The organism is Microseira sp. BLCC-F43, assembly GCF_041929235.1.
In the GTDB taxonomy this organism is placed as follows: Bacteria; Cyanobacteriota; Cyanobacteriia; order Cyanobacteriales; family Aerosakkonemataceae; genus Microseira.
The window spans coordinates 25,707-42,333 of sequence record NZ_JBHFNP010000137.1 but is presented as its reverse complement, the minus strand read 5'-3'; the positions used below and the strand labels follow the sequence as shown (position 1 = coordinate 42,333).

13 protein-coding genes and 1 tRNA gene are annotated in these 16,627 nt (G+C 46.4%); 9 read left to right on the top strand and 5 right to left on the bottom strand.

Annotated elements, in window-relative coordinates; genetic code table 11:
- Window positions 1–368 precede the first annotated feature (368 nt).
- The 4 genes from gatC to ACE1CM_RS19570 form a co-directional block, all read right to left on the bottom strand.
- Window positions 369–662: an Asp-tRNA(Asn)/Glu-tRNA(Gln) amidotransferase subunit GatC gene (gatC, locus tag ACE1CM_RS19585; RefSeq protein ID WP_374879518.1), complete on the bottom strand. Its 294-nt coding sequence runs from the start codon at window positions 660–662 to the stop codon at window positions 369–371.
- A gap of 123 nt (window positions 663–785) precedes the next feature.
- The gene (locus ACE1CM_RS19580) at window positions 786–1,307 is read right to left on the bottom strand and encodes a photosystem I assembly protein Ycf3 (RefSeq protein WP_374879516.1); all 522 of its coding nucleotides are present in this window, start codon (window positions 1,305–1,307) and stop codon (window positions 786–788) included.
- 143 nt (window positions 1,308–1,450) lie between these two features.
- Window positions 1,451–2,188 carry a 2-phosphosulfolactate phosphatase family protein gene (locus tag ACE1CM_RS19575; RefSeq protein ID WP_374879514.1) on the bottom strand — a complete coding sequence of 246 codons (738 nt, stop codon included), beginning with the start codon at window positions 2,186–2,188 and terminating at the stop codon, window positions 1,451–1,453.
- A gap of 130 nt (window positions 2,189–2,318) precedes the next feature.
- The gene (locus ACE1CM_RS19570) at window positions 2,319–3,143 is read right to left on the bottom strand and encodes a DUF928 domain-containing protein (protein ID WP_374879512.1); all 825 of its coding nucleotides are present in this window, start codon (window positions 3,141–3,143) and stop codon (window positions 2,319–2,321) included.
- Between the two features lie 112 nt (window positions 3,144–3,255).
- Between ACE1CM_RS19570 and ACE1CM_RS19565 the strand changes: the two genes are divergently transcribed.
- From ACE1CM_RS19565 to ACE1CM_RS19525, 9 genes are all read left to right on the top strand, one after another.
- Window positions 3,256–4,950: a transglutaminase domain-containing protein gene (locus ACE1CM_RS19565; protein ID WP_374879510.1), complete on the top strand. Its 1,695-nt coding sequence runs from the start codon at window positions 3,256–3,258 to the stop codon at window positions 4,948–4,950.
- A gap of 784 nt (window positions 4,951–5,734) precedes the next feature.
- Window positions 5,735–7,432, top strand: coding sequence for a von Willebrand factor type A domain-containing protein (locus ACE1CM_RS19560; RefSeq protein ID WP_374879508.1), 1,698 nt, complete (start codon window positions 5,735–5,737; stop codon window positions 7,430–7,432).
- Window positions 7,433–7,460: 28 nt separating this feature from the next.
- Window positions 7,461–8,699: a protein kinase gene (locus ACE1CM_RS19555; RefSeq protein ID WP_374879506.1), complete on the top strand. Its 1,239-nt coding sequence runs from the start codon at window positions 7,461–7,463 to the stop codon at window positions 8,697–8,699.
- 333 nt (window positions 8,700–9,032) lie between these two features.
- Window positions 9,033–10,004, top strand: a complete 972-nt coding sequence (locus ACE1CM_RS19550; RefSeq protein ID WP_374879504.1) for a hypothetical protein — start codon at window positions 9,033–9,035, stop codon at window positions 10,002–10,004.
- 106 nt (window positions 10,005–10,110) lie between these two features.
- Window positions 10,111–10,884: a 1-(5-phosphoribosyl)-5-[(5-phosphoribosylamino)methylideneamino]imidazole-4-carboxamide isomerase gene (gene hisA / locus ACE1CM_RS19545; protein WP_374879502.1), complete on the top strand. Its 774-nt coding sequence runs from the start codon at window positions 10,111–10,113 to the stop codon at window positions 10,882–10,884.
- A 57-nt stretch (window positions 10,885–10,941) separates the two neighbouring features.
- Window positions 10,942–11,015 (top strand) — tRNA-Val (locus ACE1CM_RS19540).
- 405 nt (window positions 11,016–11,420) lie between these two features.
- Window positions 11,421–11,798 (top strand): DUF2237 family protein, encoded by a 378-nt coding sequence (locus tag ACE1CM_RS19535; protein ID WP_374879500.1) that lies wholly within the window; start codon window positions 11,421–11,423, stop codon window positions 11,796–11,798.
- Window positions 11,799–11,835: 37 nt separating this feature from the next.
- Window positions 11,836–12,633 (top strand): Uma2 family endonuclease, encoded by a 798-nt coding sequence (locus ACE1CM_RS19530; RefSeq protein ID WP_374879498.1) that lies wholly within the window; start codon window positions 11,836–11,838, stop codon window positions 12,631–12,633.
- A gap of 149 nt (window positions 12,634–12,782) precedes the next feature.
- Window positions 12,783–13,454: a M15 family metallopeptidase gene (locus tag ACE1CM_RS19525; RefSeq protein WP_374879496.1), complete on the top strand. Its 672-nt coding sequence runs from the start codon at window positions 12,783–12,785 to the stop codon at window positions 13,452–13,454.
- 222 nt (window positions 13,455–13,676) lie between these two features.
- On the opposite strand, the gene ACE1CM_RS19520 is transcribed toward ACE1CM_RS19525, so the two are convergent.
- Window positions 13,677–16,589 carry a glycerol-3-phosphate acyltransferase gene (locus ACE1CM_RS19520; RefSeq protein WP_374879494.1) on the bottom strand — a complete coding sequence of 971 codons (2,913 nt, stop codon included), beginning with the start codon at window positions 16,587–16,589 and terminating at the stop codon, window positions 13,677–13,679.
- Window positions 16,590–16,627 lie beyond the last annotated feature (38 nt).

Below are 16,627 nucleotides of genomic sequence, written 5' to 3'. Positions count from 1 at the left end.
TTTTCTTTGTTATTTTTTTTTTTTTTATTTTTCCTTTTTTTTTTTTTTTTTTTTATTTGTGGTGGGGGGGGGATTTTTTGTTTGGGGGCCGCCCCTGTTCGGGGGCCCGCCAAAAAAACTTGCGCCACAAGGGCTGTATTTCACCAAATTGCAAACTGCTATAAAGGCTCGTACTTCTAGGACGGTAAACTAACAGGACTAAAGCTGCGTGCCACAATTGCTGGCTGGTGCGTGACGTTACAAGTCTCATTGCTACGTTGAAATATTCTCACAACGTCACGCACCCTACAGAAAAAATATGCTAACTGTCAACTGTTCGCTGTCAACTGTTCGCTGTCCACTGTCAACTGTCCACTGTCCACTGAAAGTCACTCTTCGACGTTGAGGATTTGCGGCACTTTGAAGAAGTCGCCATCCCCTTCTGGTGCGTTGTTTAGGATGGCTTCCCGATCGGGATAAGGTCGCAGTAGATCTTGTCGCGTGATGTTGCTGACATCAATTGCCCTTGTTGTGGGTTCTACTTTACTGACATCTAACTCCCCCAGCTGCTCGACATATTCCAAAATACTCCCCAACTGGGTGGTAAATTGTTCCTCTTCCTCTGGGGTTAATTCTAGACGGGCTAGTATTGCAACTTTGCGGACTTGGTCGCGGTCAATCATAAAATTTGCTAATTGCTAATTGCTAATGGCTAATTGGTGATTGGTAATGGGTAATGGGTAATTGGTAATTGGTAATTTTTTCTATTAGCCATTAGCCATTAGCCATTAGCCATTACCCATTACCTAAAAGAACACATCTACTTGCGATCGCCCAGTAGTCTTCAGCCAGTTTTGGGCTTCAATATAGTTGTTGGGGGCGAGGCGAATCGCTTCTTGCCAATACTTGGCGGCTTTGTCGTATAAAGCTTCGGCAGCTTCGCTTTCCCCTGCTTCTTTGGCTTTGTCTCCTTGGTAATGAAAAATTACGGCGATGTTATTCAAAGCTTGGGGCAGGCGGGGATTGAGATCGATGGCTTGGTAATAGTATTCCAATGCCTTCTCGTGTTCGCCGTTGCTGGTGTAAATCAGCCCGATGTTGTAAAGAATGTAACTGCGGTCGTTGGAGTCTTCCTCCAGGGTTAGGGCTTCAAAGTAGTTGTCCAAGGCTTCGGCGTACTCGCCATCCGCCTGGGCGGACATGCCATCGCGGTAGTAAACGAAGGCTTCTTTGGCTTTCTTATTGGCGGGCATCAGCTTCAGGATCATGTCTGCCATCACCGTGAAGCTTTTGTCAATGAAATTGTCGTTGCGCTGAGTTCTTGGCATATTATTCCGTGCTATGGAGCTAACTTTTATTTTGAATTATGGCGCAGGGGGCAAGGGGATGGAATTTTATATTAGACATTTTACATTTTAGATTTTAGATTTCAGATGGAAATAAAATCTGAAATCTAAAATCTGCAATATAGCTACTGCCCCTTGACTAAAACACCTGGTTCGTGCTGTATCGGCAGGACATCCAACAGATCGGTTTGCACGCAATATTTTAAATCTTCATCGCAGTGCAAGCGGAGGAGACGCTGACCGTGACTGGCGTGGTGCATTAGCTGCAATAGGTTATCTTTCCACTGGTGATACAGCGCGATCGCGCTAATCACCTCATCGTTACCAGCAATTTCTTCCGGTGCCGCGCCGAGTTCTGCCAGCATTCCGCAAGCGATCGCTCCCGCACAGGCGGTATCTTCCAAGGAAAAACTGCCTTCCCATCCCGACCCTACTACCCAAACTGTTTCCGGGTTCTGTGCCAAAATATACTTCACTACGGCTTGGCGATTGACAAATGCGGCTGCCAGAACGGCTTTCGCGTCTTGCACCCGCTGTAAAGTACGAGTCCCGTTGGTTGTACTGATAAATAACCGCCGTCCCAGGACTCGTTCCGGCGTGCAATCGAGGGGAGAGTTGCCCATATCGCACCCTGTGACTGGCGCCCCGCCGCGTTCTCCAGCCCTGATGCGCTTTGCTTCGGGCCAAGCTGCACTGACTTGTAAGAGTTTATCAATATCGCTAAACACTTGCACCGCTTCGGCTCCAGATGCCAGCGCCGTTGCCATTGTTGTAGTCGCTCTCAGGACATCTACAGCGATCGCGCAATCGGGTACGCTACCGCTGGGAGTCAATTCGGGGGTGTGGTAAACAAATAACTTCACAAGCTTTCCGCACCTGCAATTAAAGCCGTCGAAATATCATTTTATGTGGTGCTTGTTACCGAATGTTAAACAATTTTCCGGCGGTTATTAAAAATTCACCCTGGCAAGACCGAGAGGGAAATAGTTGCTCCTAAGGGCGAGAAACAGGTCTGCTTTGGGTTTCCCTTGCCGATAAAGGCTGAATTAGAGGTTGATTGGCAATTTTTTGCAGTTCTACAGAGGTTAGGAGTGCTAGCCAGTCATTTTGCAGCGCGGGGTTATCAGCAGTGCGACGGAGGGAAGCAATCGCGCCCAGGGCATCGTACCAAATTCCATACTTGGCATAAACCGCAACCTTGTCCTGGAGGGAAGTTGTCCGCGCTAACTCGCTCGCCATCCGCGACGGAGGCGCAATCCGTTGAATCGAACCTGCGGCTAATTGACTATCAGAACGGTCATCATCATTGGGATTGCATACCAGAGTAACAGTCCACTTGTAAGTCTTGCCCAACTCCAGGATGGGAGAATTGGCACGATCGGGCAGGCTAAAGCTGACAATACCTGGTGAGGGAATCGTCGAGAAAGTGGTTCTGTAAACAAGTCGGTTGTCTGCCGTTGTCAGCACAAACTGCATCTGGGGCGTTTCCCCTGGGTTGATAGTAGGCACGTAAACAAAAAACGTCGGACGCGCCGCCAAAGTCGTGCCAAAGCCATTCACCGGCACCAAGGCAATGGTTTTATGGATCGTAGGAGATGTTTCCGCAATACAGGGACCACGGGAACCGCCCCCTTCCCGTTCCCCCGGTTTGTCAAGATTAGAAGGTGGCCTGTAGTTTCCCCAATTAGGAGATAATCTTTGATCGCTGGGCAAGCGCGACTGCGCTTGCACTGACTCCACACCGAAAGGGATAGCCACCGCCAACAATACCCCCACCGAAAGCTTGAGGAAACCTGAAAGAAATTTTGTCCGAGTCATAATAAAACCTTTCTTGTGGTAGAAATGAACAACCATAAAAGATAGTTAATTTGGAGTTTGTGTTCCTGCGGTTCAGTTGAAAATTGTTTATTCCCAACTCATCATCGATCTTATGATTTCCGATACGCTTGCGCTTGTTCCCAAACAAAATCCCTGGCAACGGACGATCCGACCCTTTGGAGCTTATGCTCTGCATGGCCTAGCCCTTTTGGGAGATATGCTAATTGCCGTAGACTCGGCGCGCGGGTATTTACTGCAAATTGATATAACCAGCGACGATACGGCGATTTTGAACCCCCATCAGGTGGCAGACTTTGAGGGAGCCACAGGTTTAGCTGTTTGGGAAGATACGCTGTGGGTGACGCGGGAAGAGAGCGTTTTTATCTGCAATTTGAACCAACTCAAGACCCAGGGTGCATCGCCGCTAGAGCATTTTGTCACTTTGCCTTACAGCGCCGACTCTGTAGCAGTTTGGGAATCTACGGTTTATGTCTCCTGTCAGAAAGCCGGCTACATTTTTATTTATAACCGCCAGACCCGACAACAGATAACCCAATTTTACGCCCCTGGAATTGGTGTGGAACATCTGACGGTGCGCGGGGAAGAAATCTGGGTTTCGGATGATATCGAACAAACCGTATATTGTCTAGAGCGGGCTACAGGTGAAATTAAATTTAGCGTCCTGACGCCGTTTGAGTGTCCTACAGGGTTAGCGTTTCGCACCGATGCCGGGACCGGGCAAGATATTCTTTACGTAGCTTATGCGGGCGATGAGCCTTATATTCGGGATAACCCGAATGCCGATCCATCCCACGAAATAGAGTATCGCGATCGCACGTTTATTCACCCCCTCCACTTCCACTACAATCCCGAAAAGCGCTACGCTCTCTCCAACGGCTATTTACTAGAAATGTCCTACGTCGAGGAACTCTTACCCCTCGAACAGATCGATTTAGATGACGTAGAATGGCGCATCGCCCTACCATCTGATACAGACCGACAAAAAGTAATTTCGGTTTCTCCCATTGGTCGCCCTTTTACCGAAGAAATTCTAGACGGACAGCGGGTAGCGTTGTTTAAATTTGACTCCCTCAAACCCGACGAACGGCATTTATTTGGCTGGAAGGCGCTGTTAGAAGTTCGCAGTATTAAATATCGTCTTACCCCCCGCGATTTGGAAAATCTTCCCCCACTATCGCCGGAATTTAAAGAAAGATATATGACGGATAACGACAACTTAGCAATGGAAACCGATATTATCCGTCGTGCTGCGAAAGAATCAATTGGAACTGAAACCAATCTGTTGCGGAAAATTTATAAAATTCGCAACTATGTTTATGACAAGCTTTCCTACAGCATTAAGCCGCACATTGACACCCCAGATGTAGCTTTAGAACGAGGCACTGGTTCCTGCGGCGAATATTTGGGCGCCCTGCTCGCTTTATCTAGGCTAAACGGCATTGCCAGCCGCACCGTCGGTCGATATAAATGTCCAAAATATGCCGAATATCAGCGCGTTCCTTTGCATCCAGATTACAATCACGTTTGGATGGAATTCTATGTGCCAGGAATGGGTTGGTTGCCAATCGAATCAAATCCCGATGATATTGTTGATAATGGCCCCTACCCCACCCGCTTTTTTATGGGTTTGTCTTGGTATCACATTGAAATTGGCAAAGCCATTCCATTCGCCATTTTGAAAGTACAAGGAAAGCCAGTGAATAAGGAAGAAGTTTCCATTGGAGATTTAGCGATCAATCACATCCGCTTTACAATCTTGTCAGAACTTCCACCCCCGGAATTTTAGATCCCCCCGTACCCCCCTTGTTAAGGGGGGTACGGGGGATCAGATATTGGAGTAGGGAACATAGATAACGTTTGATTTCTCCCCAAAAATTGTAGAAGGCCGTGCCCCGAAAGCCGGCAATTTATTTTCAGAACATAGATAACATTTGATTTCTCCCCAAAAATTTTAGATGCCGTGCCCCTGGGAGTAGGGAACATAGATAACGTTTCAAAAATTGTAGATGCCGTACCCCTGGGAGTAGGGAACATAGATAACGTTTGATTTTCCCCAAAAATTGTCGATGCCGTGCCCCGAAAGCCTGCAATTTCAAAAATTGTAGATGCCGTACCCCTGTAGCGGCACGGCATAGATAACGTTGCAAAAATTGTAGATGCCGTACCCCTGGGAGTAGGGAACATAGATAACGTTTGATTTCTCCCCAAAAATTGTAGATGCCGTGCCCCGAAAGCCTGCAATTTATTTTCAGAACATAGATAACGTTTAATTTGTTTTCAAAAAATTTAGAATGTTCCCTACAGCTCCTCGAGTTTACAGGACTTACGCAGCAACTCCAGATATGGTGGAGATGGTGCGTTATACTGCGTTAACGCACCCTACAGACAGAGACGCCAACGATCCTAGAAACCCGGTTTCTTTGCGTAAGTCCTGCTAGTGATAATGACTGGCGTTACAGTTTTTGTAACCAGCGAATCAAAAGCCAGATCTAAGAGTAAAACTGAAAAGTCAAGGTACATCAGTTACGCTTTTTTATCCAAAGAAGGCTAGTCAAGCTAAAGAGGGAAGTATGAAGTACTGCTATAGAGCAATCGCTATTTTAGGACTTGCTGCGATTCTGGCACAGATGACGGTTGGTTGCGGCGCTCAACAATCTGCACAACTCGAACAACCTGTCCCTGCATCTCCAGCTGCTACGGTACCAGCTGCAAAGCAACCACCGCCACCAGCTGCTACACCAGCACCCAATGTTAGGAGAATACCCGGTAACGAGCGACTCTCGCAACAAAATACTAACCTTCCCTCCCCCCAAGAGTCTCAAGCTGAACAAAACTATAATCGCGAGGGATACAATCCCGTTGCAGAAAATCCTTTTGTCAGGGTAAGCAACAGTCCCCTTTCCACTTTTTCCATCGATGTCGATACCGCCGCTTACAGCAACGTCCGACGCTTCATCAACGAGGGGCAATTGCCACCGAAAGATGCAGTCCGCCTTGAGGAAATGATTAATTATTTTAAGTATGAATATCCCCAGCCAACGGGTGCTAATCCATTCTCGATTACGACAGAAATCTCACAAGCTCCTTGGAACCCCGCCCACAAATTAGTGCAAATTGGTTTGCAGGGAAAACGCCTGTCTACTGAAAATCTGCCGCCCAGCAATCTGGTGTTTTTGTTGGATGTTTCGGGTTCAATGCAAGACTCGAATAAATTACCGCTGGTTAAACAATCTTTGCGGTTGCTCGTGAACGAGTTAAGACCCAACGACCGCGTGAGTATTGTTGTTTATGCTGGGAATGCAGGCGTAGTTTTACCTTCCACGCCTGCTAACCAAAAAGACAAAATATTAGACGCGATTGAAAACCTGGAAGCAGGTGGTTCTACCGCCGGGGGACAAGGCATTCAACTCGCCTATAAAATTGCCAAAGACAACTTGATTCCATCGGGCAATAACCGCGTAATTATGGCAACAGACGGAGATTTTAACGTCGGAGTATCCAGCGATGCAGAATTGGTACGCTTGATTGAAGAAAAGCGCAAACAAGGTGTTTTCCTAACCGTCCTTGGGTTTGGGATGGGAAATTTACAAGATGCCAAGCTAGAGCAAATAGCCAATAAAGGAAATGGGAATTATGCTTACATCGATAACCTGCTAGAAGCTAGGAAAGTTTTGGTCAAAGAAATAGGCGCAACTTTGCTGACGATTGCCAAAGATGTCAAAATTCAAGTAGAATTTAATCCAGCTAAAGTCCAAGCATACCGTTTAATCGGTTATGAAAACCGACTGCTGCAAAACCAAGACTTCAACGATGATAAAAAAGATGCCGGAGAACTAGGGGCAGGACATTCGGTGACAGCCCTCTACGAAATTATTCCGGCAGGGGTTAAAAGCAATGTGCCGCTTGCTAATGTTGACCCTTTGAAATATCAGCAAAACAATGTTAAGTCTGTGGCTGCTGGGAGTAACGAGTTGATGCAGGTAAAATTGCGGTATAAGGAACCCAAACAAGAAACTTCTAAATTGCTGACCGTTCCATTAATTGACCGGGGAATTCAGCTAAAAGATGCTTCGACAAACTTTAAATTTTCAGCCGCTGTGGCAGAGTTTGGCATGGTGTTGAGGGAGTCTCAATTCAAGGGTAATGCTAATTTTGATGATGTTTTAAGCTTGGCGAGTCAATCCCAGGGAACCGATTTAGATGGCTACAGAGCCGAGTTTATTAGGTTGGTTCAAAAGAGTAAGTCCTTGAAAAAGGCACGGGGATAAACCCTCAGAAAAAAGAAGGAGCAAACTAATGATGGATAGAAGCGATAGCCACAACATTACATCCCATCCCGATTGTGCTAAATTCGGCTATCAAATAGAGCGGGAACTGGGACACAACAAAAGTGGAGGACGAGTCACCTACCTAGCAACTAATACCAAGACTGCAACCCCTGTCATAGTTAAACAATTTCAGTTTGCCAGAGTTGGAGCCACTTGGTCAGATTATCACGCACATGAGCGAGAAATTGAACTGCTGCAACAGCTCAATCACCCCAGCATTCCTAAGTACCTCAATTCCTTTGAAACAACCGATGGGTTTTGTTTGGTACAAGAGTATAAACCAGCGGCTTCCCTCGCTCAGCCAGAATCTTTTACACCCCAAGAAATCAAGCAAATTGCCCTAGCTGTTTTAGAGATTTTAGTGTATCTACAACAGCAAAACCCTCCAGTTATTCATCGAGATATTAAGCCGGAAAATATCCTAGTTGACCGCGCAGAATCCCTCAAAGTTTATCTGGTAGATTTTGGGTTGGCTCGCATAGAAGGTGAGGAAGTCGCTGCTACCAGTGCGGTTAAAGGTACGTTGGGATTCATGCCACCCGAACAGATGTTTAATCGCCCGCTGACAGAAGCTTCTGATTTGTATAGTTTGGGGGCGACGTTGATTTGTTTGCTGACCAAGACAAAATCAACTGAGATTGGCAACTTGATTGATGAAAATTGTCGCATCAATTTCCAGCCGTTAATGCCAAAACTGAATCCGCAGTTTATCGCCTGGTTGGAAAAAATGGTCGCACCTAACTTCAAACATCGCTACCCCAATGCCGCTACTGCCTTGACTGCCCTTCAATCCATCGATATTCTTGCCCCAAGTACAACATTAGGAAGGCTCTCTCCTAAAACCAAAAAAATTTTGTTAATTAATCTGGGATTAGTCGCCGCATGTGGTACAATTTTCATCATAGGTGACAGAATATTAAACGATTCAACCATAGGGAATTCCAGTATAACTGTCCGGGAATTGCAGCAAATGGGTAAATGCGTTGGATGCGATCTGAAAGGGGCAAATTTTAGAGGAGCAGACTTGCGGAGTTTGGATTTAACAAATGCCGACCTGACAGGTGCAGATTTGAGGGGAGCCGATTTGCGAGGATCGTATTTGAAAAATGCCAACCTCACCAATGCAGATTTGAGAGATGCTAACCTGGCAAGTACCGATCTAAGGGGCGCTATAATGCCAGATGGTTCGATTCATCGGATTGACTAAAACAGGACTTACGCAAACACCAAAGTTTCTATGAAATGGGAAACTAGAAATCTAGGTCGAAATCCGGGTTCTGGTCTCGACGTGCCTACAAAAGCGCTATCGAATCTTAGAGTCAAGCTAAGTCACCCTAAAGGGTGAGTCCACTAGAAAAAACTGGCACAATATTTTCTCAATCTTCTAGTTCCTCCTGACATACTGAATTTATTCCGAAGCGGGATAGAACAAGACCAACAGATAAGCGAGAGATTGCTCTCAATCATGACTGCTGGTGTGACGGTGCAACAATTGGTCTATTAGGCTTTTAAACTCACTTCTAGTAATTCAGGAGGAAATATGAGGAATTCAGGGCAAATTTCTTACCCAATTGATTTGGCTGGATATCAATATCCTCATCCCCATTATTTGCAGACGCGAGCCAGGATTAATCGTCTGATTAAGCGCTATTTTTCCAGCGAAATTTTGAGCGATCGCCTAGCCGATCTGCCCAGGCAATTTGAAACTCCCCATCAGCGGATTTGGGAACCAATTAATTGGCATGCCATCAACCGCAATCAAATTATTGGGATCGACCCAGAATTATTTCTGAAAGTCCTAGCTGGTGCGGCTGAAGTCGAAGCCCCGATTCGAGCTTATGCTAAAGAAAGCTGGGATTATTTACAAGCAATTCATCCTCAAATGGCGCGGTTTATGGGTGGGCAATTTGCCAGAGATGGGAAAACCATAGAAGTGGGTATATGGGAAAAAGAAGAACGGCAACACTGTCCGACTTTTGCCAAAATTTATCAGCAATTAACCGGGGAAAAAATTAAGCCGAAACCAAACTCGGTTCAAGGATATCATTCTACAGGCAATCTGCGGCAAGATGTTTACAAACATGCGCTGAGTCGCATTGCAACCGAGTGGAGTGCTACATCTGTATACCTGTGGTTAATGGCGCATTCGACAGGAGAATTGCAGCAAGCGATCGCTCAACCATTGCAAGACGAAGTAAACCACCTAGCCAAATTCTGGGGGTTCACCCGCTGGGCGTTTGCTGACTCCTATTTCAGCCGCTTAAAAGGCACAACAAAAAATCTAGTAGGTTTGCTAAAACACCACAAAGGCGAACGCACTCATGGCGATGATGTTTTCCAATTGGAAAATACCGTTCACGCAGTCGAACTAGCCTTTACATTCGCGAGAGTGATGGTAAAATTACGCCTGTGGAACTATACTCTAAAACCTCGCTATCTCGAATCGTTGTTTGGTGCATCGCCGAAGAGAAGGTCCCTGGGGATTGTTAGAATAAGAAAAACCGCAGCCTAATCTCTTTGAGCAGCGTCATTAACTGCTTCAATAAAGAAGAACCCAATTTAGCTAAGGCAAATCAGGGTTCTTTATTGTTGAGTGAAAATGGGGAATTAGTTTCTAAATGGAAGTTATCCCAGCAATTGATTTATTACAAGGTAAATGCGTGCGACTGTATCAGGGTGACTATTCCCAGTCGCAAGTCTTTGACGAAAACCCAGCAGCGGTGGCGCAACAGTGGGTAGACCAGGGGGCAACGCGGCTGCACGTGGTAGATTTAGATGGTGCGAAGGCGGGCAAACCAGCGAACTTGCAAGCAATTGAAGCAATTGTGCAGGCGGTATCGGTACCAATACAAGTCGGTGGGGGACTGCGCGATCGCACCAGTGTCGCCCAACTGTTAAACTTAGGCGTCGGACGTGTAATTTTAGGCACTATCGCCGTCAAACAACCCCAGCTAGTCGCCGACTTGTGCGGCGAATTTGGCGGTAAAATCGTCGTAGGCATCGACGCCCGCAACGGCAAAGTCGCCACCGATGGTTGGTTAGAAACTTCCTCAGTTGCCGCAACCGATTTGGCACACCAAATGGCACAACTAGGTGCAGCGGCAATTATTTATACCGATATCCACCGCGATGGGACGCTCTCAGGGCCAAACCTACAGGCATTGCGAGAACTGGCAGAAAGCATCGCCATCCCCGTCATCGCCTCCGGCGGCGTCAGTTCTCTTACCGATCTCCTGAGTCTGCTAAGTTTGGAACCAATTGGTGTCAACGGCGTTATTGTCGGACGCGCCCTTTACACGGGGGATGTTTCGCTGAAAGAAGCCATACAGGCCGTGGGTTCTGGACGTTTGCAGGATATACCGCCAGATTTTGGTGATTCGGCATTTGCTTAAAAAAAATGGGATTTGCAATTTAAGGAAAATCCGTGCTATGCTTATAAAGCTGCGGACGGGCGTATAGCTCAGTTGGTTAGAGCGCTACGTTGACATCGTAGAGGTCACTGGTTCGAGTCCAGTTACGCCCATTTTGATTAATCAGGCTGAAATCCATGAAGAGCAAGGGTTTCAGCCTTATTGTTTAAATCTACAGTTTGTATTTAAACCTGTTAAGCTGCTACGCATTTAAATCCAATAAAGAGGCGGGCAAGATGCCCACCCCACAAGAAGAAGGGAAAATTTGACTCTCAAATTAGGTGCGTAGCAGCTTACTACAGGCATCTGACCTCAGAAATTGACCTAAATCTGACCTAAGTGTTAAATAGCTTCTGATATGCTCTCTGTCTAGCTGGTAGGCTGATTTACCTAAAACAGTCCGTCGCGTCTTATATCGATTCCGCTGGCGCCGGATTGATATCGTAGGGGTCACTGGTTCGAGTCAAGTGTCCATTTAAGATGGGGAAAGATGGCAAAATCCTCCCTAATAGCTAATTATGACAGACGCTAAAAACGTACTCGGTACGAAACTAGAGCTTTGCTGCACTTCTCCCATGACGGGATATTACCGCGACGGGTTTTGTCGCACGGGGGGGCAGGATTATGGTTCCCACGTTGTCTGCGCCCAAGTGACGGTAGAATTCCTGGAGTTTACCAAATTGCAGGGAAATGACCTCAGCACCCCCGTACCAGCTTATCAATTTCCAGGGTTAAAACCAGGCGATCGCTGGTGTTTATGCGCCCAACGCTGGCAAGAAGCGATGGAAGCTGGCATCGCACCCCCTGTAGTCCTCTCTGCTACCCATGCTAGAGCTTTAGAAGTTGTTTCCCTCAAAGAATTGAAACAACACGCGCTCAACGAGGAACGGCAATAGAGTTACGATCGATCCACTCCAATTGAGATAGTCGGTTATGGTCACGACTCAAGAGAATTCCGTTCGTCAAACGGCAACGCTGACTATCACATGGGAAAAGTTGCCCGATGACTTTAAATTAGAAGAAAAGCCTGTGGAAAATACGGGTCAACCGCTGATTGCTGGGGCATTGCGCGAAAGTTTGGAACTGGCAGGTTTGATTAAACCAGAAATGCTAATTGCCTCTAATTTTGGCCTCTGTGCCACTGTGAACGGCGATTTAGTCATTAAAGCACCAGATTGGGTTTATGTGGCTGCGGTGCTGCCTTTGGAGCAAAGAAAAGACCGCAAAAGCTATACGCCCAATTTAGAAGGCGATCTCCCCACCATCGTGATGGAATTTCTTTCAGACATCGACGGCGAGGAATATTCGGTTAAGCGCACCTTTCCCCCTGGAAAGTGGTTTTTTTACGAACGCATTCTGCAAGTACCGACCTACGCTATTTTTGCACCCGATACGGGACTTTTAGAACTGTATCGGTTGCAAGATGGACGGTACGAATTAGAATTGCCCGATGCTGATGGACGCCATTGGATGACGGATCTGAAGTTATTTTTAGGCGTCTGGCGGGGAGAAAAGGAACAACGTCAGGGTTATTGGTTGCGGTGGTGGGATGAAGCGGGGAATCTGCTACCTTGGGCAGTAGAGCAAATTGAACAAGAACGTCAGCGGGTGGAACAAGAACGTCAACGGGCGGAACAGGAACGTCAACGGGCGGAACAAGAACGTCAACGGGCGGAAAGATTGGCGGAGTATTTGCGAAGTCAAGGCATCAACCCTGACAATCTAACCTAACAAATAGTAGGTGGTGCGGGTGGATGAGCGCGATCGCCAAGTGACGCGGATATATTTCTTTGTACCCTGTTCCGTGGAAGAGCGATCGCCCCACACCGCCCGTTATTTCCAACACCTGCTCAAACAACGCGACGCACCAGTTCCACCTTATGAATGCTTTAGAATTAACGGGTCGAGCCAGAACGCATATTATACAAATAGAAAATCCAAGATTCGCCGTTCATCCTGAAGTGGTTGAACCATTTTTTGCCATGGTTCAAGCTGCTAAAAAAGCCGGAATTTTGATTACTCCATTTAGTTCTTTTCGCGACTTTAAAACCCAATTACGCATTTGGAATAAAAAATTTTCAGGTGAAAAGCCGTTGTATGATATGCACGGCTTTCCCAGAAATTACTCGGTTTTATCTGAATCGGAAATTATCGATGCGATTCTGAATTGGTCTGCCTTACCCGGAGCTAGTCGTCATCATTGGGGTACTGAAATTGATGTAATTGATGCTGGTGCGATTCCTCAAGATTATCAAGTTCAATTGTTACCTCAAGAAGTTGAACCAGGAGGGGTATTTTATCAGCTACATTGTTGGCTGAATGAAAATATGGAACGCTTTGGTTTTTTCCGTCCTTACCGTGAGTATCGCGGCGGAATGTACCCGGAACCGTGGCATTTGAGCTATGCTCGCGTTTCTATTCCAGCACTTGAATCTCTAAGTTTGGAATTATTAGAATGGACAATTCAAGCAAGTAATATAAAGGGTAAGCAATTAGTTTTAAAACGCTTGCCAGAAATTTATCAACATCACGTTTTGAACATTAATTTTTAAATGAGGCGGATCCTCTCAAATTCATTCCCAGGTTGCTCCTGGGAATGAGGTGGAATCTATAATATCGTTTCCGTCTCAATACCCATAGTTAGGACTGACGCCCAGAGGGGGAGACGGGGAGACGGGTCGAGATTTAATTAAGGGCTATTTGCCGGACATCATATAATAATTCGTTCCCAGGTTCAACCTGGAAACGATTGGTTAGAGGTTCTGCCTCGGCACTTATAATATTTCCACCGTTCCCCTAGATCCGTCAATTCGCACGCGCTGACCTTCTAGTAAGATACGAGTAGCATTGGATACATCCATTACTGCGGGAATGCCGTACTCGCGGGCGACGATCGCACCGTGAGATAAGCGCCCACCAACTTCTGCAATTAACCCACCGGCACGGGCTAACAGGGGTGCCCAACCGGAGTCGGTATAAGGGACGACAATAATAGCATCGCGGTCAATTGCGGGAAAGGTTTGCCAATTGTGCAGGATTTTGACTCTACCTTCTGCAATTCCTGGACTGGCGCCAATTCCTTGCAGTTGTTGGGTGGATGTGCGATCGCTTACATTCGAGGGCGGTGGCGGTTCGTTGCCGTAAAATACAAAGGGTACGGTTGTGAGTTGCCTATCTTGTTCTAGTTGCGATCGCCTAGCTCTAATCAACCCAGGTAAGCGTTCAATTAAAGCGCGATCGTTCGCTTCTACAATCCGGCGAATTTCAGAGAATTCCAAGAAGAAAATATCCCCTGGTTCCGATAGCAATCCCGACTGTAACCAAAGTTTTTCTATTGCTACAAAAGACCATCGCAATTCTGCCAACAATTGGCTGTAAATGCTCGTAACTCTTCCTTTAAGATTGAGGCGTTTTTGGATAGATTTAGCTTTACTACTTTGGCGTGCGGGGGGTGGAGAAATTGGTGGAGGATTGAAAATAAATTGCGCGAACAATTCTCGAACTGGACTCGGATCTTCTTTCCAAGTAGGAACGGCAATATCTGTTCCGACTTCGCTGAGATAACCATACCGTTCCATAAATCGGTCAAATTGCTCTAAAACTGACTTCCCCTCTGGAGTTTCATCTAACACCAATAAAACATTACTTGAGAGCATTTGAGATTCCCCTCTACTCCCCTGATCCAAATTGGGTAGTATATTCCCGACAGTTGCGGCGAGTTCTTGCAGTTCTCGCAATGCTGCTAATTCCGGCATTTCTTTGGCATCGAGTTCGTTATCATTTACCTTTAAAATTCCTTGCCGCAGTGCTAAACTTAGGGGCGACAAAATGCTATAATAAGTTGTTTTTTTGAGGAATTCTAAAATTAAATCAATTCGCTCTAGCAGCGAGTTGGCATTATTAGCAACGGATGGGGATTTCAACTCGGCTAAACCGGGAGCAAAGTACTTTTTATAATCCTGCTGGAAGTCTTTTGGCAAACTTATTTCCCGTTGCAGGAGGCGGAGTAATCCAGGTAGGTTTTGCAATGTAGAAAGCAGGGGAGGTTTGCTAAATTTAGCCCCTCTAGTCAAAAACTCCAAACTTTCCGGCGGTAGTCCCATACGGCGGAAGATTTGCCCCAATAACGAGGCATTAAAATAGGCGCGGGAATAGTGCAGCGTCGCGGTTTCATTAAAATCTAAACCCCGCGCGCGCTTACCCAAAACTAAGGTAAAAAGTTCTCCCCAAACGCCACAAGTTAGCGGACGATTTATCGACCAAGTGAGGGGACGAATTAATCCTGGAATGACTTCTGCGGCGATTTTTCGCGTCCAAATAGGCGATAAATTAGTAATAGGACGCGATTGTAACAACCAAAGCGTTTGACCATCGTAACTCCATTCAATATCTTGGGGAATGCCGTGATAGCGCGCTTCTAAGTGGCGTGCTAAGTAAGCGACTTGCCGAATTAGTCCTAGCGGGATTTCCCCTTCTCCTTCGATTTGTAAATTGAGATTATCGGGTAATACCCAACTGGAAGAAACGATATCGGCATCGCTAACAACTACGCGATAATTTTCTGGTGTTACTTGTCCGGAAACTACAATAGAAGCAGATCCGGGTAATGCTTCAATAACGACAGCATCGCCATATTGGATAATTGGATCGCGACTAAAAGCAACGCCGGAAAAAGCGCCTTGGACTTGTGCTTGAATCAGTACCGCCATTGCTGCTTCGGGGACATTGAGTTGTTGGCGATATTCAACAGCAGCGGGTGCATTATAAGAAGTTTGACATTGATTAATTGCCTGTTGCAATGCTGCTTTGCTAGTCACGTTTAAGATAGTTTGATATTGTCCAGCAGCAGAAGCTTGTTGCGAGTCTTCTCCAATTGCTGAAGAACGAACTACTAGGGGTGCTTGTGGGGAAAGTTGAAGGGATTCTATCAAAGGTTGGGGGTCATCTCCTGGGGGTAATACCCATCCGGGGGGGACGGGATAACCCCAACGTTTGAGTTGGGATAAAGTAGCAGCTTTTTGTCCGACTTTAACAGCATCTAAGGGTTGTTGTAGGGAAATCATGGCTTTATCGCCTCGAAAAAAGCGAAATACTGCTTGGGAATTGGGTTGACTTTCTGCGGTGGGAAGATCGAGATCGTCGGGGATTTTTTGGTAGATCCAACCTAGTAGAATACTGAGAGCGAGCGCAACTACAATGCGCTCGACTTCCCTGGGATACAGCATTGCCAAAATTAGGGGACATAAAATTAAAATCCACAGGCGTCCCGACTGGCGATCGCGTACAATTGTAAAACCAATTCCCCCAATCAAAAATACCAACAACGCCACCTTCCAATCGTGAACAATATAACCCCAAACAACGTTAGTCGTTCCCGCACCTTTTCCCATCCAATATCGCCCCATTACCAAGGCAATTAAAGCAATTAATTCCCAAGTTGGGTTGTTAGGAAAAAAAAACCGCGCCAGCAATACCGCTGCAATTCCTTTAAACGCCTCCGACAAGACAGCGAGGATACCAGCAAGGGTTCCCCCGTGGTAGAAAGCTGCTTGAACGCCAATATTACCCGTACCAATTCTGGCGAGATTGCGCCTTGTCAGTGCAAAGGTAATCCACGCAATTAAAGGTAGTCCCCCCAGTAGAGGACAGACGATGAATATAATTAGCGTTCCCCAAACTTGCATCATAATTTATTAGTTGTCGGGTGTGTCAGGCGCAGACAATG